At 60.9% G+C, this 18,843-nt stretch carries 22 protein-coding genes and 1 riboswitch; of the genes, 15 read left to right on the forward strand and 7 right to left on the reverse strand.

Translation table 11 applies throughout. The features are described 5' to 3' along the window. Positions 1-204 precede the first annotated feature (204 nt). Entirely contained in the window at positions 205-612 is a 408-nt protein-coding gene (locus V8J81_RS08830; RefSeq protein ID WP_368475384.1) for a DUF4177 domain-containing protein, read from the forward strand. On the opposite strand, the gene V8J81_RS08835 is transcribed toward V8J81_RS08830, so the two are convergent. Beyond that, positions 574-834, reverse strand: a complete 261-nt coding sequence (locus V8J81_RS08835; RefSeq protein ID WP_368475385.1) for a BolA family protein — start codon at positions 832-834, stop codon at positions 574-576. The genes V8J81_RS08830 and V8J81_RS08835 overlap by 39 nt on opposite strands. Before the next feature lie 75 nt (positions 835-909). On the opposite strand from V8J81_RS08835, the gene V8J81_RS08840 reads away from it, so the two are divergent. From V8J81_RS08840 to V8J81_RS08850, 3 genes are read left to right on the forward strand one after another with little or no spacing between them, the layout of a single operon-like run. Continuing rightward, entirely contained in the window at positions 910-1,545 is a 636-nt protein-coding gene (locus V8J81_RS08840; protein ID WP_339984315.1) for a J domain-containing protein, read from the forward strand. A 4-nt stretch (positions 1,546-1,549) separates the two neighbouring features. Continuing rightward, entirely contained in the window at positions 1,550-2,575 is a 1,026-nt protein-coding gene (locus V8J81_RS08845; protein ID WP_368475386.1) for a DUF1963 domain-containing protein, read from the forward strand. Positions 2,576-2,615: 40 nt separating this feature from the next. Continuing rightward, entirely contained in the window at positions 2,616-3,803 is a 1,188-nt protein-coding gene (locus tag V8J81_RS08850; RefSeq protein WP_368475387.1) for a BaiN/RdsA family NAD(P)/FAD-dependent oxidoreductase, read from the forward strand. A gap of 58 nt (positions 3,804-3,861) precedes the next feature. On the opposite strand, the gene V8J81_RS08855 is transcribed toward V8J81_RS08850, so the two are convergent. Then, a complete protein-coding gene (locus tag V8J81_RS08855; RefSeq protein ID WP_368475388.1) occupies positions 3,862-5,310 on the reverse strand; it encodes a TrkH family potassium uptake protein in 1,449 nt (482 codons plus the stop codon). Positions 5,311-5,495: 185 nt separating this feature from the next. On the opposite strand from V8J81_RS08855, the gene V8J81_RS08860 reads away from it, so the two are divergent. The 3 genes from V8J81_RS08860 to V8J81_RS08870 all read left to right on the forward strand — a co-directional run bounded on the left by V8J81_RS08860 (position 5,496) and on the right by V8J81_RS08870 (position 6,489). Further along, positions 5,496-5,720, forward strand: a complete 225-nt coding sequence (locus V8J81_RS08860; RefSeq protein ID WP_368475389.1) for a hypothetical protein — start codon at positions 5,496-5,498, stop codon at positions 5,718-5,720. Positions 5,721-5,792: 72 nt separating this feature from the next. Then, positions 5,793-6,113: a hypothetical protein gene (locus V8J81_RS08865; RefSeq protein ID WP_368475390.1), complete on the forward strand. Its 321-nt coding sequence runs from the start codon at positions 5,793-5,795 to the stop codon at positions 6,111-6,113. A gap of 67 nt (positions 6,114-6,180) precedes the next feature. After that, positions 6,181-6,489: a hypothetical protein gene (locus tag V8J81_RS08870; RefSeq protein ID WP_368475391.1), complete on the forward strand. Its 309-nt coding sequence runs from the start codon at positions 6,181-6,183 to the stop codon at positions 6,487-6,489. Between the two features lie 73 nt (positions 6,490-6,562). Here the strand turns inward: V8J81_RS08870 and folE2 are convergent, their stop codons facing one another. From folE2 to V8J81_RS08895, 5 genes are all read right to left on the reverse strand, one after another. Beyond that, positions 6,563-7,651, reverse strand: a complete 1,089-nt coding sequence (gene folE2, locus V8J81_RS08875) for a GTP cyclohydrolase FolE2 (RefSeq protein WP_368475392.1) — start codon at positions 7,649-7,651, stop codon at positions 6,563-6,565. Positions 7,652-7,802: 151 nt separating this feature from the next. Continuing rightward, on the reverse strand, positions 7,803-8,537 hold the full coding sequence (locus V8J81_RS08880; protein WP_368475393.1) for a glutamine amidotransferase: 735 nt from the start codon (positions 8,535-8,537) through the stop codon (positions 7,803-7,805). Next, the gene (locus V8J81_RS08885) at positions 8,534-9,028 is read right to left on the reverse strand and encodes a GNAT family N-acetyltransferase (RefSeq protein WP_368475394.1); all 495 of its coding nucleotides are present in this window, start codon (positions 9,026-9,028) and stop codon (positions 8,534-8,536) included. The genes V8J81_RS08880 and V8J81_RS08885 overlap by 4 nt, the downstream gene beginning before the upstream one ends. Continuing rightward, positions 9,025-10,221, reverse strand: a complete 1,197-nt coding sequence (metZ, locus tag V8J81_RS08890; RefSeq protein ID WP_368475395.1) for an O-succinylhomoserine sulfhydrylase — start codon at positions 10,219-10,221, stop codon at positions 9,025-9,027. The genes V8J81_RS08885 and metZ overlap by 4 nt, the downstream gene beginning before the upstream one ends. A 56-nt stretch (positions 10,222-10,277) precedes the next feature. Then, a riboswitch (SAM riboswitch) is annotated at positions 10,278-10,356 on the reverse strand. Positions 10,357-10,393: 37 nt separating this feature from the next. Continuing rightward, positions 10,394-10,522 carry a hypothetical protein gene (locus V8J81_RS08895; protein WP_368475396.1) on the reverse strand — a complete coding sequence of 43 codons (129 nt, stop codon included), beginning with the start codon at positions 10,520-10,522 and terminating at the stop codon, positions 10,394-10,396. 161 nt (positions 10,523-10,683) lie between these two features. Between V8J81_RS08895 and V8J81_RS08900 the strand changes: the two genes are divergently transcribed. The 8 genes from V8J81_RS08900 (at position 10,684) to V8J81_RS08935 (ending at position 18,806) form a co-directional block, all read left to right on the forward strand. Next, positions 10,684-11,625 carry a 5-bromo-4-chloroindolyl phosphate hydrolysis family protein gene (locus V8J81_RS08900; RefSeq protein WP_368475397.1) on the forward strand — a complete coding sequence of 314 codons (942 nt, stop codon included), beginning with the start codon at positions 10,684-10,686 and terminating at the stop codon, positions 11,623-11,625. 5 nt (positions 11,626-11,630) lie between these two features. Next, positions 11,631-12,839 carry a toxic anion resistance protein gene (locus V8J81_RS08905; protein ID WP_368475398.1) on the forward strand — a complete coding sequence of 403 codons (1,209 nt, stop codon included), beginning with the start codon at positions 11,631-11,633 and terminating at the stop codon, positions 12,837-12,839. Positions 12,840-12,857: 18 nt separating this feature from the next. After that, positions 12,858-13,793, forward strand: coding sequence for a DUF2927 domain-containing protein (locus V8J81_RS08910; RefSeq protein WP_368475399.1), 936 nt, complete (start codon positions 12,858-12,860; stop codon positions 13,791-13,793). Further along, entirely contained in the window at positions 13,790-14,437 is a 648-nt protein-coding gene (locus V8J81_RS08915; protein WP_368475400.1) for a DUF4241 domain-containing protein, read from the forward strand. The genes V8J81_RS08910 and V8J81_RS08915 overlap by 4 nt, the downstream gene beginning before the upstream one ends. Then, positions 14,434-15,042 (forward strand): hypothetical protein, encoded by a 609-nt coding sequence (locus V8J81_RS08920; RefSeq protein ID WP_368475401.1) that lies wholly within the window; start codon positions 14,434-14,436, stop codon positions 15,040-15,042. Before V8J81_RS08915 ends, V8J81_RS08920 begins: the two co-directional genes overlap by 4 nt. Then, positions 15,039-15,668, forward strand: coding sequence for a hypothetical protein (locus V8J81_RS08925; RefSeq protein ID WP_368475402.1), 630 nt, complete (start codon positions 15,039-15,041; stop codon positions 15,666-15,668). The genes V8J81_RS08920 and V8J81_RS08925 overlap by 4 nt, the downstream gene beginning before the upstream one ends. A 117-nt stretch (positions 15,669-15,785) precedes the next feature. Next, the gene (locus tag V8J81_RS08930) at positions 15,786-16,901 is read left to right on the forward strand and encodes an SPFH domain-containing protein (protein ID WP_368475403.1); all 1,116 of its coding nucleotides are present in this window, start codon (positions 15,786-15,788) and stop codon (positions 16,899-16,901) included. A 138-nt stretch (positions 16,902-17,039) separates the two neighbouring features. Beyond that, complete coding sequence (locus V8J81_RS08935) at positions 17,040-18,806, forward strand: putative bifunctional diguanylate cyclase/phosphodiesterase (RefSeq protein WP_368475404.1); 1,767 nt, start codon at positions 17,040-17,042, stop codon at positions 18,804-18,806. Positions 18,807-18,843: the final 37 nt, after the last annotated feature.

Here is an 18,843-nt window from a genome sequence, read left to right on the forward strand (position 1 = left end):
ATTGTGGACCTGCGATTTGATGGCCAGGGCCGCACCCGCCAACAAAACGTGCCTCGTGCAGCCATTTCCGTGCGAGAATTGGTAACTACGGAATAACTACGGGTTCACTACAGGTTCTTTCCACGCGCTGCGTTGCCCCCAAACCTCTTGCTGCGGTCCGTACAAGCGGCCATAAGACCCGCCAAATCGCACGCGGAAAAACCCATGCCCAGCTACGAATACAAAGTCATTCCCGCCCCTGAAAAAGCCCGCAAAGTCAGAGGTTTGAAAGGGGCAGCCCTGTTCGCCCATGCACTGGAAGAGGCGATGAACGAACTGGGGGCTGATGGCTGGCAATATGTCCGCGCCGATGTCTTGCCCCAAGAGGAGCGTGCGGGCCTGACGTCGAAGACAACAACCTATCGTAACCTGTTGGTTTTTCAGCGTGAAACCACGTCCTCCGCCGAAGATTCTTCTCCCATCCCAAGCGCAAGATCGGAGCCAGAGCCGGACCAGCCCGAGGCGGAAGAAGACGATGTGGAAAACCTTTGGCAAGACGCCGAAACCGCAGAGGAAACTGACCTCGGCGGCGCGCTATTCCCGCACCGTGAGCGCAAGGGCGTGGATCTCTGACATCAGGTCCGCCCCAATCGCCCCGTGAACGGCGCGGTGCTTCGCGATCCGGCTGAGCCCCTCAAACGCCTCACTTTCCACGGTGACGCGGAAATGGCTTTCGCCGCCTTCCTGAAAGCCCGCATGGCCGCGATGGGCCTCACTTTCGTCGACCACCTCCAGAAGCCGGGGCGCAAAGGCCTCCCGCAGCGCCGCTTCAATTTTCTCTGCCCGTCCGGCCATTTTCTGTCCCTTCTGACCTTTCCCTCGCCAGCCAAAACCCTAAACTGCCATTCCCGAGTCGAGAAGGGCACGCACATGACCGACAAAGACCCGTTCAATTTTGACCTGCGCGTTTCTACGGACAAAAAGAAGCGCCGCACAGGTCGCCGCGGCATGTCCGGCGCGTTCGAGACATCGCAGCGCGTTTGCGAACATCCCGGCTGCGAGGAACAGGGCCAATATCGCGCACCGAAAGGCCCTGATAACCTTGAAGAATTTCGTTGGTTTTGCCGCGATCATGTCCGCGAATACAACCTGAAATGGAATTTCTTTGAAGGCACGACCGAGGCTGAGATGAACGCCCAGATGGACCGTGACCGCGTCTGGGACCGGCCGACCAAGCCGTTCAAGCAATCGGCCGAGGAAAAGGCATGGGCGCGCCTCGGCATTGAAGACCCGCATCAGGTTCTTGGCCAGAACGCTACGCAAAATCCGGGTCGTGCGGGCGGTGGCACAAAGGGGCGTCGCCTGCCCCCCACGGAACGTCGCGCCGTCGAGATCCTCGAGGTCAACGACAACGCCACCAAGCCTGAGATCCGCAAAGCGTACAAAGCGCTAATCAAGGTACTGCACCCGGATATGAATGGCGGCGACCGCTCCGACGAAGACCGCTTGCAAGAGGTCGTCTGGGCCTGGGACCAGCTCAAAGTCTCCCGCAACTTCGCGGATTAAGGACATGGGACTGTTTGCAGATCGCACCTTTGCAATCCGTGCCCTAGAGCAACACACGGATTTGGCAGAGGCTGACATCGCTCAGTTCATTGCCCGTGCACGACCGGCCCTCACCTTCCGGCGTCACATCACACCCGAAGACGAGGTGCCGCTTGGCGCGTCAAAGATTGGCGGTCGCCCGGATATGGGGGCCGATCTACCGTGGCCCATCCGCGCACCATATGAGGGCGTGGTCGAAGCCGTGGCAAACTGGCCCGAGGCACTGCGTAACATTTACAGCCCCGAATGGATTGACGCTTACATCGCCTACAACTCGGCGCCCGCACCCCTTGGTTTTATTGCACAATTCGACCTCGACACCCTATCGTCTCGTTCAGGCTTCGACCCAAACCTGCCGCGCACGGGTCGTCTGCTGCTATTTACGGATCCTTCCGGCCATCACAGCGCCGACGCTATGGCCTCAGCGCAATGGGTTCAGGTGATCCACGACACAACACCGCGCGACCAAATCATTCGCCACACCACGCCTGAGGCCCTGATCGAGCATTGGAGCACCAGCGTTCTGATGGACCAGAACCAATATTACGGCGGCCCCGAAGCGCCATGGTCGGAAACCGCCGATTGCGAGCGGCTGGACGCCGTCGACGCGATCAGCCTGCCCCATGACCGTGCCTGGCAAGCCCCTCAAAGTACCCTCGACATTCTGCGCGCGCTCAGAGTGGCAGACCCTACCGGGCTCGAAGATGCAACCGTCTCCGACTACGCCGCCGGTATCTCCTTTCACGGTGACCAACTGGGCGGCCATCCTATCCCGGTGCAAGACAGCGTTCCCGCTGAGATCGATCGCCTCACCGACGGCGCGCTTGGCCCGGTCGAGGGCTGGCGGTTCCTGTTCCATGTGCAAGGCGAAACCTACCTGCCGCAGTTGATGACCGATTGGCGGGATGGTGACCTCTATCTCATGGATCAGCCACCACCGGCAGGCACTGATAGCATCGGGGAGGTCTTCGGTGTTGCGCAGTCGACCTGAACCCCTTGCCCTGAGCTGGCCCGCGCCCTAACCCGCGTCCATGGTAAAGCACGTCAACACCCTGATCCTCGGCGCGGGCGCGGCGGGCCTGATGTGCGCCGCACATGCCGGGCCGGACACTCTGGTCGTCGACCATGCCAAGGCGCCGGGCGAAAAGATCCGCATCTCCGGCGGTGGGCGGTGCAATTTTACCAATATCTACGCCGGGCCAGAAAACTTCCTTAGCGAAAACAAGCATTTCGCGAAATCCGCGCTCAGCCGCTACACGCAATGGGATTTCATCGACCTCGTCGACCGCCACAAGATAGCGTGGCATGAAAAAACACTGGGCCAGCTGTTCTGCGACCAATCCGCCAAAGACATCATTGCGATGCTCTTGGCCGAAATGCAGCCCGCGCAGCTTTGGTTACAGACCGAGATTGGCGAGATCACCCATGAAGGAAGCCAATTCCGCGTTGGCCTGACCCGCGAGGGAAAGGTAATCAGCGTGACAGCCCGCAACCTGGTGCTCGCAACCGGCGGCAAATCCATCCCCAAGATGGGGGCAACGGGCCTCGCCTACCGCATCGCCGAACAATTCGGCCACCGCGTCACGGATACCCGCCCTGCCCTTGTTCCGCTAACCTTTGATGGACCCGCAAAGCAGCAGTTCGCCGCACTGTCCGGCACCTCCGTCCCCGCCCGCGTGGCCTGCAACGGCACCAGCTTTGAAGAAGGCATGCTGTTCACCCATCGGGGCCTGTCTGGCCCGTCGATCCTGCAAATCTCATCCTACTGGCGCGAAGGGGAAAGCCTGTCCCTGCACTTGCGTCCGGACCTCGACCTGCTCGACGCTCTGCGCACGCGCCGCCAAACCGGGGGCGCGAAGGCTGTAACCACAGTTTTGGCCGAAATTCTGCCCAAGGCGCTGGTACAGCATCTGGCTGAGGCTGTGCCAATGCAGGGCAACTTGGCCGATCAATCCGACGCAGCCCTGACGGCGTTAACCGAAAAACTGACCGCATGGCAGGTCACGCCAACCTCGTCCGAGGGCTACCGCACGGCGGAAGTCACCCTCGGCGGCATCGCGACGGACGGCCTGTCGTCCAAGACAATGGAGAGCAACCACGTGCCGGGCCTCTACGCGATTGGCGAAGCGGTCGATGTGACAGGCTGGCTGGGGGGCTATAATTTTCAATGGGCGTGGAGTTCCGCTGTCGCGGCGGGCCATGCCATCAGGGCGTCCTAAGCCACCCCTCCTCGGCCCGTCCGGGCCTCCTCGCAGCGGCACCACTATGTCAGACCGCTCACGCCCGCCAGAAAGCCGATGTGAACAAGACCATCACCGCCATCAACTCCAACCGCCCGATCAGCATGGCTGCCGACAGGATCCACTTCGCCGGGTCGTTAACAGCGGCATAGGTGCCGTCCGGCCCGATCATATCGCCCAGACCCGGGCCAATATTGCCCAAGGCAGCCGCCGCGCCGGAGACGGAGGTGATCACGTCCAACCCGGTCAAACCCAGCAAAACGGCCATGATGCCGAGGGTCACGAAGAACAGCACGAAGAAGGCCATGACGGAAGACAGCACCTCTTCCGCAACGGGGCGTCCCTCATAACGCGGCTCAAAGATGCCGTGCGGCGCGTAGAGGCGGCGCACTTGTGTGGCGACAGCGGCGAAGAGCAGTTGGTACCGGAACACCTTGATCGAGCAGGAGGTTGAGCCTGCGCACCCGCCGATCAGCCCCATGAAGAAGAAGGCAGGTACCGCAACCGCCCCCCAAACCTGATAATCCGTGCTGGCATATCCGGTGCCCGACACGATGGAGACAACGTTAAACAGCCCCTCGCGCAGGGCCACTTCCGGCCCGGTGCCGTTCGCAAAGACCCGGTAGAGCGCAAGCCCCACGACGATGGTCAGGATGGTCGCCAGATAGGCGCGGATCTGACTGTCGATCAGGATCGGGCGGGCTGTGCCTGCAACCAGCTGGATGTAGCGGACGAATGGCAAGCTCGCGAGCAGCATGAAAAACGCGCCTGCGTATTCCAATGGCCCCTGAAAGGCCCCGAAAGAGGCGTTGTAGTTGGAGAATCCGCCAGTCGAGATCGTCGTGAACGCGTGCATGATTGCGTCGAACGGCGCCATGCCCAAGGCGGAATAAGTCAGTGCACACAGGATGGTCAGTGCCACGTAGATTACCGAAATCCGGCTTGCGATCTCGCCCGCGCGCGGTAGGATTTTTCCAAAGGTATCAAAGCCCTCTGATCGGAAGATCTGCATCCCTCCCACCCGCAATTCGGGCAGGAACACCATGGCCACAACGATGATCCCGATGCCGCCAAACCACTGCATCAGGCCGCGCCAGAGGTTGAGGCCGACGGGCAGCGTATCGATATCGGTGATGATCGTGGCCCCGGTCGTTGTCAGGCCCGACATAGCCTCGAAGAACGCGTCCACAACGCGCAACTGGCTGTCGCCAAAGATGAACGGCAGTGCACCGAACAGCGGCAGCACCAACCACACGCCCGTGGTCAGGATAAAAGTCTGCTGGATGGTCAGCCCCTTGCTGACTCCATTGGCACAGGCGAGCGTCACGAACAGGCCCGTCAGCACGGTGATGGCGCAGGCTTCGGCAAACGCGCCCCAATGGCCGTTACCCGCCAGCACATCCGCCACCAGCGGCACCAGCATCGTGACCCCAAGGGTCAGGACCAACAGGCCCAGAACGTAGCCCACCGGGCGCAGATCGAACATGGGGCGGAGCGTTGGCTTGCCGCTTGCACGCTGTCAAGAACGCGAAGCCGTCGCGGCACAAGAAGGCCTGAAGTGAGACGCCACTAAATTATTGATTTGAAGTATCTTCCTGTCTACCGTGTGACGCAACGACAACCCGGACGCGCCTGCCAATTGCGCGAACGACACCAAGACCGGGACAGGGGATGGACGATATGGCCAGTGATGGCACGAAAACCAAAGCCACAAAAACGCTCAGCGATGGCGATATTTCCACCTATGCGCGCAGGGGCGGCCCTGCCGCGGGCGGGGCCGGGACGGATGCTGATGCCCATGCGCATACCGACGCCGATGCCGTCGCAACCGACCATGATACATTGGCACCGGCGGCGACCGATGCGGACGCGCAAGCCCATACTGATAAGGATTAACGGAACCGGGGCTGTGTCACAGCGCCGTGGACATTTTCTCACCCAGCCATTTCCAGCAAGGGAGACAGTCAAATGGACGAGAACAATCACGACAAGAAGAAAAAGGCCCCTTCTGCCGGGAAGCCTTTGACGGAAGATCAGATCAAATCGAAGCGCGTTGACCGCCGCACGGTCCTTCGGTCCGTCGGTCTTGCTGGCCTTGGCGCCGGTGCGATGGGCGTTTCGGGCTGCGTGGCGTACGGCGTGACAGACGTCGACAACGGCAACATCACTGATCCCATCGGTGCTGGTCGTGGCGCGCCGATCGCTTACCGCTCGGGGATCACCGATGCGGACTTTGGCGGCAACATCACTGACCCGATCGGTCGTGGCCGCGGACGCCCCTACTACTAATCTGCCCTTACACGGCGCGGCCTAAGCATCTCGGGCCGCGCTTAATGTCACTTGAAAGGTGTTTTCGATGACGGACCATAAGAAAAAGACGCTTGAAGCTGGCGACATCAAAAGCACGCGCATGGATCGACGCGCAATGCTGCGCACGGCGGGCATCGCTGGTCTGGCCGCAGGGGCGGCTGGCGTATCGGGCTGCGTCGCCGTTCCGGTCGGGCCGGGCTTTGGCACTGGCATCACGGATGCCGACAACGGACCGATCATTGATCCCGGCGGCTTTGGGCGCGGAGGCCTACGTTATAGCTACACGGGCTTCACGGATCGGGACAATGGCCCAATCTACGATCCCGGCGGTCAGGGCCGCGGTCCAGGATACTAAAGCCCCTCCATACAAAAAAAGCCCCGCCAGAGCGGGGCTTATTCTTTTAATACAATGCCTTGTCCAGCGATGCTCAACCAACGTGGATAAGCGACGGGAACAGCTTCGGATCAAGGCTGACGTCGGCGAAGGTATGCCCTTCGGTTAGCAGGCTGACCGCATCATGGCTGTGCAAGCTTTCCTGATGGCTCGCCATCACGCGGAAATCGCCCACACCGTCATTCGCCTGCAACTGCTCGGCAAACAAACGCGCAGCATCTTCCACGAAAATGGGATTGGCCGCGTTCAACTCTGCAAACGCCTGCTCATCCTCGCGCTTCACCATCACCTGCGTCTCGGTCGGCACGCCTTTGCGCGCCATTTCGATCAGGTCTTCGAACCACACGCCATCGCCCTTCAGCTCGACCGACAGCCGCGCAACGGAGCGCTGCGAATGCGGAGTCGCAAGCTGCCCGCGTGTCGCTCTGGCATGCTCTGACAGCTCCAGCGAACAGGGACAGGTTGACGAATAGACGTAGTCGAGGTGCACGATGCGCTGTCGCACTCCATTGGTCTCCACCAACTCCAGCGCAATATCGTAATATTGCCAGCCGGACAGACCGGACCGCAGGCTATCGACTTTCATCGGATAGCTCAGCCGCATCTGGATGCGCGCATCGAACGACTCGAGATCGGCCTTGTAATCATCCAAGGCCGCCTCGATCACGTCGAAGCCGAACTTCTCATCCGCATGCTTGTAGAACGACCGCATGATGCGGCTCATGTTGATGCCCTTCTTGTCGGCCTCAAGGCTGACAGTTCCGGTCACCGATGTCTCAAGCAGGGTCTCGCCGCCGCCCTGCACCGAATAACGGATCGGCAAGCGAAAGTTCGAGATGCCTACATGCTGGATGCGGCGGTTTTCACCCTTGATCAGGCTCGACGGGCCGTTTTGCAGATCGGGAAGTGTGGCCTTGTAAGCCTCATCGACCTTGAAATCGGCCGGATAATCCCGCGCAAAATCCGGGTAGCTTCGCGCGCGCACGAGGCGTGCCATGTCCGGGTCCAACGCGTCCATCCGGTTGCGCCCGGCAGCCGAGGCCCATTGTGTCAGAAGTGCCAGCGCTTCCTGCGCATCCGCATCGCTTGGCAATTCTCCGGCGGTCTTAACATGCACATTCATGCGCCACCCCTTCCCATTTCCTGTTCCGAGCTACCAATATGGAGCAATTGGAGAATATCAAAAGTCTTGTTTTACAATTGTTCTACGCTAGCAATCCGGCATCGGATCACTTTATTATTCATTTCCAGATAGTTAAGGGCGATTGGTGCGCCTACGCACCGAAGCGGCTCACGAAGGTGTGCAAAATGCGTTCCGGAACCGTGATCTCTTCGGCCAATACGGCATCCGTCAGCGTTTCAGCGTCTTCAGGCGCAAAATAGCCGCGATGTTTGTAGATTTCGATGCGTTGCGCGAAATTCTCACCCCGAGCCTCGGGGTGGAATTGCGTGGCGTAGACGTTTTCGCCTGCACGGATCATCTGAAACGGACAGGGGCTTGAGGCAACCAGATGCACCGCGCCTTCGGGCAGGTCCTCGACCGCTTCCTTGTGGCCCACCAACGCCCGGAATTGACCTGGCAGACCCTGCAACAGGGGGTCCTGCGCACCCTCGTCCGTCACGGTGCAATCGACGCCGCCAATCGCTTCGCCATAGCGGCCCTTGCCAACCGGTGCGCCCAAGGCCGCCCCGAGAATGCCCATACCGTAGCAGCAACCAAGAAACGGCATGTCGCGGGCGAGCACTTCAGGCATCAACCCCATGATGTCGGCTTCAATGCGTGCCTCTAACGGGTCTTTGTCCGCCGGATCATCGGACACACAGCCCGGACCACCGCCGACGATCACGCCGGAAAAATCTTCCAACGACACGGCCCGCAAAGGCCCGTGATCCAGCCGGATGCGCTCCACCTGCCCCGCAGCCAAACCTCCCCGCGCCAGGAACGCGCCGAACTCTTCATCCGCGGCCTCGTCTTCGGGGCGCAGTTGCAGGATCAGGAACTTGCTCATGCCGCTGCGAACCGCCGCACAAGCCGCTTTTCCATCACGGCGTTGGGGATCTTCACACCGCCGCGCTCAACCTCTTGCGCGCGGACCAGCTTCCAACCCTGCCGCTTGAAGAAGGGTTGCGCCAAAAGGCTCGCCTCCGTCTCCAACCGCAGCAAGCCGTTCACACGGGCGCGGCCTTCGATCACCGCGTAAAGCGCATCGGCCACGCCCTTGCCCATCGCCTCCGGCGCGACATAGGCGAAATCGAGATAGCCCGTGTCCATATCCATAGTCATGAAGCCCAGATGCGCGCCCTCATGCTCGGCCACAATCGTCTCGGCCTCCTCCACGCGCGCCCGCCACCCGGCAGAGGTTGGCGGCCGGTCGCACCATGCCTCGCGCTGTTCAGCCGAGTAATGCTCAACCGTCCCTTCCTGCACCGCGCGGTGGAACAGGGTGGCCAGCCCAATGGCGTCGGAGGGCCGGTAAGGCCTGATGATCAAACCATTCATACCTGCGCCAACGCCCCTCTGAGGTCTGTGATCAAATCGTCCGGGTCTTCCAACCCAATCGACAGCCGCACCAATCCACGAGAGATCCCCGCGGCATCGCGTTGTTCATCGGTTAAACGTTGGTGCGTCGTAGTGGCCGGGTGGGTCGCGATAGACTTCGCATCACCGAGGTTGTTGGAGATTTTCACGATCTCCAAAGCATTCAGGAACCGGAACGCCCCCTCCTGCCGGCCCGCGATGTCCAACGCGATCACCGTGCCGGGTTGCTCCATCAACTGGTCCGCCAACGCGTGCTGAGGATGGGAGGCCAAACCGGGGAAGATCACCCGGTCCAAGCCCTTAGAGCCATCCAACGCCTCCGCCACGGCCACAGCCGTCGCCGCCTGCGCGCGGACCCGCAAGTCCATCGTTTCCAGTGATTTTAGCATCACCCAGGCGTTGAACGGGCTCATCGCGCCGCCGGTATGCTTCAGATAAGGCTCAACTGTCTTGCGGATGAACTGCTCCGTCCCAAGGATCACACCACCCAGACAGCGCCCCTGCCCGTCTATGTGCTTGGTGGCGGAATAGACGACCACATCAACGCCTTGCGCGATGGCGTCCGAGAAGACGGGCGTGGCAAAGACATTGTCACAGATCACCGTCGCGCCGACTTTATGGGCAATCTCAGCCACGGCGGGAATGTCGATCAACTCCAGCGTCGGGTTCGACAGGCTCTCAAAGAACACCGCCTTGGTGTCGCTCCGCACTGCAGCGCGCCATTCATCGAGGTTTGTGCCGTCCACAAACGTCACTTCAACCCCATAACGTGTCAGCACTTCATCAAGGATGTAGTGGCATGACCCGAACAAAGCCCGCGACGACACCACATGGTCCCCCGCCCGCAACATCGACACCAATGCGCCATTCACCGCCGCCATGCCGCTTGCCGTCGCAAACGCAGCCTCCGCACCTTCCAAAGCAGCGATCCGGTCTTCGAACATGGCCACCGTGGGGTTGCCGTAGCGCGCATAAATGAATTCATCCGGCCCACTCTCGATGAACCGTTCCTCAGCGGCCTCGGCGCTGGGGTAGACGAAGCCCTGCGTCAGGAACATCGCCTCGCTCAACTCGCCATATTGCGAACGGCGCGTGCCGGAATGCACGGCGCGCGTGCGTTTGGACCATTGTTTGTTCTGGGCGGTGTCTTTCATGCCCCTCACTCCAATCTGCGGGCGATTGCCCATGATGCTGGTCGGGGGGTGCGCCTATGCTTGCGCCCTCGACCTCTTTAGCGGAATGTTTAACGTGGCCCGCAATCCGGTTCACAAATCGCCACGGGAATTGGCTTACGCCCGCCGCACTGCAGCGTCAAGCGGCGTCCGGTCACATCTGGGGAACCAAACCGCCCGCTTCCCCCTTGTGAAGCCACGCCGCGACCCCGATGTTCTCTATCAACGGCCAACCCTTGCCGCCCCGCGCGTCAATGGCTGGTTTTTGCAGGAAAACCTGCATATCGTTGCACATGACACGGCCCGCCCGATGTGGCAGGCAGGACGAAACGACATGGGGTGCGGACAATTATGTCATCCAGTTTTCTTCAAGGCGTCAGCTTTTTCGTGCTGATCCTTGTCATCATCGGCGCGATCTTCGGCGGCTTCGGGGCACTCTGATCCATGTCGAAACGCTTTGGCGGAGAATTCAGCCCCACAGGGCAGGCGCGCGACGGCGATACGCCCCGCGAAACAGTCACGCATGAGCGGATGGAAGTGGCCCCCTTCAAGGGCCGCAAGCCCATGCGCCATGGCGCCAAGATCAACATTCTTTTCATTCTGCCCCTGCTGACAATCTTCCCGGCCTTCTTCGGCAGCAGTGGCGTCACGCAGATGACACTCGACCTTGCTGGCGGCGCGCTTTTGCTACTGGGCGCATGGCTCACCCGTGACGGCGTGCGTGCGGAAGACGCGTACAACGAACGCAAAGTCGCCCGAAAACCGGCCATCCCCCGCAAGATCTTCGGTGCTATCGGCACCGGCATGGGCGTGGCCATGCTGATCCTCGGCGGATCGGGCTTCGGCGCGTCCGAGATTGTGGCAGCCAATATCGTGGGCTTCCTTGCGGCTGGCCTGCACCTGTTCTCCTTCGGGCTCGACCCGCTGAAGAACAAGGGCATGGAAGGCGTCGATACGCTGACCACCGAACGTGTCGCCCGCAAGATTGATGAGGCTGAGGCGCTGCTAACCCAGCAAAAAGACGCTATCCTGCGCGCCCGCGACCGCCAGTTGGAGGCGCGCGTGGATCAGTTCCAGGCCACCGTGCGGCAACTCTTCCGGCAGGTCGAAGAAGACCCCCGCGACCTCAACGCCGCGCGCCGGTATCTGGGCGTTTATCTGCAAGGCGCGCGCGACGCGACCGTGCAATTCGCCAGCCTCTACGCCAACAAACGCGAAGATCAGTTGCGCACCGACTACATCGCCTTTCTCGATGATCTCGAACAGAATTTCGCCTCCCGCAAGGAGACGTTGCTGATCGACGATCGCACCAATTTCGACGTGGAGATTGAGGTCCTGCAAGACCGTCTGCGCCGTGAAACGCAATACCTAGAACGTCAGGGATAGTATCAATGGAAACCAAAACGCATGAACAGGCCAAAGAGGTCGAAACGCTTGTAGAAGAGCTCAACGCCGTGGTCCTGCCCGAACCCTCCGCCGATTTGGTGCCCCTGCCCGCCGCAGATGAGCCCACGGCGGAAGAGATCCGCACGCGTATGGCCGAACTCGACATGGGCGATACCAACTCCATTGTGTCCTTCGGCTCTGCCGCGCAAGCGGAACTGCAGCAGATTTCTCAAGCGATGCTCGCTGGAGTGAAGAACGACGATGTCGGCCCGGCCGGTGACAGCCTGCGTGAAATCGTGGGCACCATTCGCGGTTTCTCGGTCGATGAGTTGGACCCCAACCGCAAGCGCAGCTGGTGGGAGCGTCTGTTCAGCAAAGCCAAACCCGTCCACGATTTCCTCGCCAAGTACGAGGATGTGCAGGAACAGATCGACAAGATCACCGACAACCTGCTTCAGCACGAGCACACGCTGATGAAAGACATCAAGTCGCTCGACAAACTCTATGAGAAGACCCTCGATTTCTACGACGAACTGGCGCTCTATATTGCTGCCGGTGAAGAGAAGCTGAAACAAATCGATGAAGAGGTGATCCCCGCCAAAGAGGCTGAGGTGAACGCCGCCCCTGAGGATGATCAGGTCATCAAGGCGCAGGAACTGCGTGATCTGCGCGCCGCGAGGGACGATCTGGAACGCCGCGTCCACGACCTCAAACTGACCCGTCAGGTCACGATGCAGTCCCTGCCATCGATCCGTCTGGTTCAGGAAAACGACAAGTCACTCGTCACCAAGATCAACTCGACCCTCGTGAACACCGTGCCGCTGTGGGAAACCCAGCTGGCGCAGGCCGTTACGATCCAACGCTCGACCGAAGCGGCCAAGGCGGTCAAGGAAGCCACCGACCTCACCAACCAGCTTCTGACCCAGAACGCGGCCAACCTGCGGGAAAGCAACAAGCTGGTCCGCGAAGAGATGGAGCGCGGCGTCTTCGACATCGAAGCGGTCAAGCAGGCCAATGCCGACCTGATCGCCACGATCAACGAAAGCCTTGAGATCGCAGACGAAGGCAAGCGCAAACGGGCTGAGGCCGAGGCTGAAATGGCCAAGATGGAAGCCGAGCTGCGCGACACGCTGGCCTCCGCATCGGCCCGGCGTCCGTCCGCGGACGCTGCTCCGGCAGAGGGCGACACACCGCCCGCTGCCCCGCAAGCCTGATCGTCAGGAGGGGACTTGGTGCGAAACCCCCTCCGCTTTGTGACCCCGGTTGTGACGCTGGCCCTTGCGGCCTGCGTTACAGCTGCGCCTGACACCTCCCCTCGCCCGGAAATCCGGGCGGAGGCCCCGCCTGAGGTCGTCGAACCTTCGGCAGAAAGCATCGCATTCGCCCGCTATTACGAGAACACGCAGGCTCGCCTGATCGGGAATGGCCTGTTGCGCACCGATGGCGGCGGGCCGGACACGCCATTCTCCGCCAGACAGCTGGCGCAGAATTTCGAACGCATCGCGCTTTACGATGAATATACACTGGAAAACGGGCGCTTCGTGGAACGCCAGACGTCTGCACGCCTGCGCCGTTGGTCCGGTCCGGTGCGATTGCAGGCTCATTTTGGCCCGACAGTGGATGAGGCCCAACAAGCAGAAGATCGCTCCGTTCTCGGAACATTTGCCACCCGGCTGGCCCGGGCGACAGGCCATCCAGTGCGCAGTGTTTCGTCCGGCGGCAACTTTCATGTGCTCTACATGAACACCGACAGCCTTTCGAATTCCGGTCCCTTACTTCGGCAGCTAGTGCCCGGCATCTCGGATGCCACCGTGCGCGAGATTGAGACGCTGGGGCGTTTCACCTTCTGCTCCGTCTATGCGTTCAGCGCGGCCGGAAGCTCGGACTATATCGCAGCCATTGCCGTGATCCGGGACGAGCATCCCGATTTGCTGCGCCGCTCCTGCGTGCATGAGGAAGTCGCCCAAGGCCTCGGCCTGCCCAATGACAGCCCGGCGGCGCGCCCCACGATCTTCAACGATGATGAGGAATTCGCGCTTCTGACCCGCCACGATGAGCTGCTGCTGCAAATGCTCTATGACCGACGCCTGACGCCCGGCCTGACGCCGGAAGAAGCGCGGCCAACGGTTGAGCTGATCGCGAATGAGCTGCTCGGCGGCCCATCGTGACAGCGCGCCTGCCCTTCCTCCGGCCTCTGGCCGTCCTCGCAGCTGTTTGCGGGCCAGCGCAAGCCCAGGATGCCACCAACTGGCTACGGCAAGGCATTGGGATGCCGACCGATCTGCACGTCTCGGACATGTGGCGTCCGCGTGGTGGAGAGATCTACGCCACCGATCCCCTGACACTATGGCAGACAGAAGGCGCGACGCTATCCGTGCCCGACGCACCGGCGCGCCTGATCGGCCTGTTGGAGCGTGACCAGGGCCGCGCCGCCCTTATGGCGCTGATCTGGTCAAACGCCGATGTCGTCTGTGGCGAAGACCTTTCGACCATCGGCGTCGATACCGGCCTTGCCGGGTTCGTCACCCCCGCCAATGTCCGCGCGCTGGATGCTTATGCGGCCAGCGAAGGCGACCTCTACGCGGGCACCTATGCCGAGCAACTGGACGACCCGATCCCAACTATCCCTTTCATCGCTCGCCTGCCCTCCGGCGCGACGTTCCCCGTCTCGGGTTCGGGCTGGGGCGACGGCGGCTATCCGGTCGCCAGCCTCTACGATGCCCAAGGCAACATGGTCGCGCTTTATGCGCATTTCATCCCGTCTGGCGATGAATGGCTTTTGCCGCCACCATGTGATGCGCCCACTGGATGACAATCGCGGCCCCTTTGGCAAAGAACGCCCTTGCCTGGCTGCAAGACGGAATCGCTATGCCAACGACGCTGTACGAGGCCGGGACATGGCGCGTGCCGGGTGGCGTTATCTTCCCAACCGATCCGCTGGGGCTGTGGCAAGCGTTTGAAGAACCGGGCATTCGCGTGCCGACCGACGCTGCACGCATCGTAGGATTGCTTGAGGAAAGCCAAGACCGCACAGCGATCCTAGCCTTTATCTGGTCCCATGCACCGGTATTCGGCGGCGATGATGTATGCACGATTGCGTCGGTCTGCGGGCTGGCAGGGTTTCTCACCCCCGAAGATGTGGACGCGGTGCAAACCTATGGCGATCCCGAAGGCACGCCTTACCATGGGATGTATAAAGACCAGCTGGACGCGAAACTGCCGACGCCCCCAACCTTGGTGTCGTTGCCAGCGGGCAACCGCTTTCCGATTAGCGGATCCGGCTGGGGCAACGGCAAATACCCTGTCGCAAGCCTCACCGATGCCGACGGCACCATGCTTGCCCTCTACACGCAATTTATCGGCGGCGGTGAAAACTGGCTGCTGCCCCCCGTCCGCGAAGATAAAGGGCCGACATGATTTTGATGCGTCTTGCCACGATCCTCGTAGCGGCGGGCGTTGGCGGCCAAGCTATGGCTGAAGATGTCGGAACCGTCCTGGGCCTGACCGGCCCCCATGGCGTGAACCTCGGCACTTGGTCCATGGACGGCGATCTTGTTGCCCCAGCCGACCTGTTCATTCAGCCCGATGTGGCAGCCACCGGCGTGCCGGTTCCCCACCGCACCCCGCAGGCCTTCACAAGACAAACGCCAGAAACTGGCGCACACGCGATCCTGGCCCTCGTCTTCTCCGATGCCCCAGTGAGCTGCGCAGAAGAGGTCGGGACCTTCCCCCTCGACACAAGCATGGCCGCGTTCATGACCGGGCCGGACGCCGACGCCCTTTACGCTTATGGGGAAAGCATCGCCGAGACAGGCGAAGACCCCGCTCAGTTCACCGGCAACCCCCTCGGGCCGGACCATGCCACGATGATCATGCTCCCGAACGGCGCAACCTTCCCCGCCGCAGCCGTGCAGTTCGAAGGCGATTTCCCGCTCTATGCCTTCTACGACGCGGATGGCGAGTTGACCGCACTTGCAGGCCTTTTCGGCCTCGAGATCCGATATGGGCCGGACCTGCCGCCCTGCACCGCGCCCATAAGCTGAGCCTTCGGAGAAAAAACCTCCGGATTTCCCCCAGACACAAACCTATGGCGACGCGGCCCGCGTCCCTATATGATTCCCTGAAACAGACCCAATTTCAGCAGGGGGACCGCGACAGCCATGCCCATTATGGATTTTCTCAAAGGCCAGTTCATCGACGTCATCGAATGGACCGATGACAGCCGCGATACCATGGTCTACCGCTTTGAGCGCTACGGCCACGAAATCAAGTACGGCGCGAAGCTGACCGTGCGCGAAGGCCAGGTTGCCGTCTTCATCCACGAAGGCCAGCTGGCAGACGTGTTCACCCCGGGCCTCTACATGCTCGAAACGAACAACATGCCGATCATGACGTCCCTCCAGCATTGGGACCATGGCTTCAGCAGCCCGTTCAAATCCGAGATCTACTTCGTCAACACCAACCGCTTCACCGACCTGAAGTGGGGCACGAAGAACCCGATCATGATCCGCGACGCCGATTTCGGCCCGACCCGCGTGCGCGCGTTCGGCACCTACACCGTCAAGGTGAAGGATGCGGGCCTCTTCATGACCGAGATTGTGGGCACCGACGGCGAATTCACCACCGACGAAGTCACCCACCAGATCCGCAACATCATCGTCCAGCAGTTCAGCCAAGCGATGGCGGGCTCGGGCATCCCGGTGCTCGACATGGCCGCCAATACCGGCCAGATGGGCGATATCGTAGCCGAAAAGATCTCGGAAACGATCTCCTCCTACGGCCTCACGCTGCCGGAACTCTATATCGAGAACATCTCCCTGCCGCCCGCGGTGGAAGAGGCGCTCGATAAGCGGACGTCGATGGGCGTTGTGGGCGATCTGAACAAATACACCCAGTTCCAGACGGCCGAAGCCATGGCCGCCGCTGCCTCCACCCCTGGCGGTGGTATGGGCGAAGGCCTTGGCATGGGCATGGGCATGGCGATGGCCAACCAGATGGCCAACAACATGAACCAGCAGCAGCAGCCTCATCAGGCCGCGCACGCAGCCCCCCCACCCCCGCCGGTCGAACATGTCTGGCACGTTGCCGAAAACGGCGCGACCAAAGGGCCGTTCTCCAAGGCTGATCTGGGCCGCATGGTCTCGGACGGGTCTCTCACCCGCGAAACCATGGTCTGGACCGCTGGCCAGGACGGATGGAAAACCGCTGGCGACGTGACCGAGCTGGCGCAGCTCTTCACGGTGATGCCGCCGCCTCCGCCTCCACCGCCGTCCTGATTACTCCTTCGAAAGCCCTGCCCTGAACCGGCAGGGCTTTTTCGTCATTCCGCAAAAATCGAACGCAAAATCTTAAATCTATGAAGATGCGCGACCCATAAGGTCCTCCCGATGAAGCCACCCCGCCGGAGAGGTTCTGTGAAACATCTGGACCGTGACACGCTTGCTGACAGCGAAGACCTCCTGAAGGTCATTGGTAAGCTGCAACTGGCCGTTGCGGCCTCGCAAATGGGTGTTTGGGAGTATGATGAGGCGTCCAACAGCGTCCACTGGGATGACCGGATGCTGGAAATCTACGGCATCACCGACGGCATGAACAAGCGCCCCGATGACTTCTGGGAACGCCACATCCACCCCGATGATATCGACGATATGATCGCTTATTCCGACGAATGTCGCCGTGAAAACAAAGACTTCAAGCGCGACTATCGGATCATTCGCGAAGACGGCAAAGTGCGCCACATTCGCAGTCTGGCGCGCAACATCTCAGCCCCGGGCGAACCCAGCAAGCTGGTCGGCGTCAACATCGACGTGACCGAGGATTATCGCCGCGCTGATGAACTCAAGCGGGCGCAAACCCAACTTCAACATGACGCCCGCCACGATGCGCTGACCGGCCTTGGCAATCGACGCGCCCTTGATGAAGTCACGTTGGAGGCATTCAGCCTGATGGGGGCGCAAGACAAGTTCTGCCTCGTCCTCATCGACCTCGATCATTTTAAGGAGGTCAACGATTCACTCGGTCATCTGGCCGGTGACTTCATCCTGACATCGGTGGGCGAAATCCTCCGCTCCACGGTCGCTAAGTTCGACACACCAGGAACAGCCTTTCGGATCGGCGGGGATGAATTTGCGATATTCTTCCCAACAGCGCCCGGCGATGAAGATATGATCACGCTTTGCGAAGCGTTGGTCTATCTCGTTGGCGCGCCGATGACTTACCAGGGTGAGGATTGCTACATCGGGGCAAGTATCGGCTACGCCTTTGGCATCGGACCACCCAAAAATCCCTCGACGATCTTCTCCGAAGCTGATGCGGCACTTTATGAAGCAAAGCGCGCCGGTCGCAGCGGCTATCGCGCCTACCGCAGGGAGTTTGACATCAAGCCTGCGGCCGCAACCAACACACGCCGCGACCTGCTCAATGCCTTGTCCAACGATGAATTCGTCTGCCACTACCAGCCGCAATTCGACGCCGAAACGCTGGCCATTGTAGGGGCTGAGGCGTTGGTGCGCTGGAACTGCCCGCAACGCGGCCTGCTTTCACCCGCCAAGTTCCTACCTGCCGCGATCGAAATGGACCTGATCGAAGACATCGACGATCACGTGTTCCGCCACGTCGCGCGGCAACAGTCCGGGTGGCATGACGAGGGGCTGGAATATCCAACCATTGCCCTGAATACTTCCGCCAACCGCCTGCGCGCGCCAGAGTTTGTGCCTGCGGTCGATCAAGTCCTGCGCCCGCACCACAAAATCGCCGTTGAGCTATTGGAAACCGCGTTCCTGGATGAGATCGACAGCGAAACGCAGGTCAATCTCGACAAGATCCGCGAACGCGGCATTCGCATAGACCTAGATGATTTCGGCTCCGGCCATTCCTCCGTGGCGGCCCTACAAGCGATCAAGCCGCATCAGGCCAAGATCGACCGAAGCCTTGTTGCCCCGCTTGAGGCGAACCCGCGCCAGATGATGACCCTGCGCGCACTCTGCCGAATTGCGCGCCTTGCGCAGGCCAAAACGGTAATCGAGGGGATGGAAAACGGGATGCTTCTGGCAGCCACCCGCTACCTCGATTGCGATGTCCTGCAAGGCTACGCGCTGCAACGCCCCATGCCTGCCGCTGACTTCGCAGCGTTACTGCGCCGCTCCGGCACGGCAGCACCGCAGAGCATTTCTCCGGATTGATTAATTCTTATACTATAACGCCTATTTCCAATTTAAT

Origin of the sequence: Gymnodinialimonas sp. 202GB13-11 (genome assembly GCF_040932485.1) — a bacterium.
Classification (GTDB): Bacteria; Pseudomonadota; Alphaproteobacteria; order Rhodobacterales; family Rhodobacteraceae; genus Gymnodinialimonas; species Gymnodinialimonas hymeniacidonis.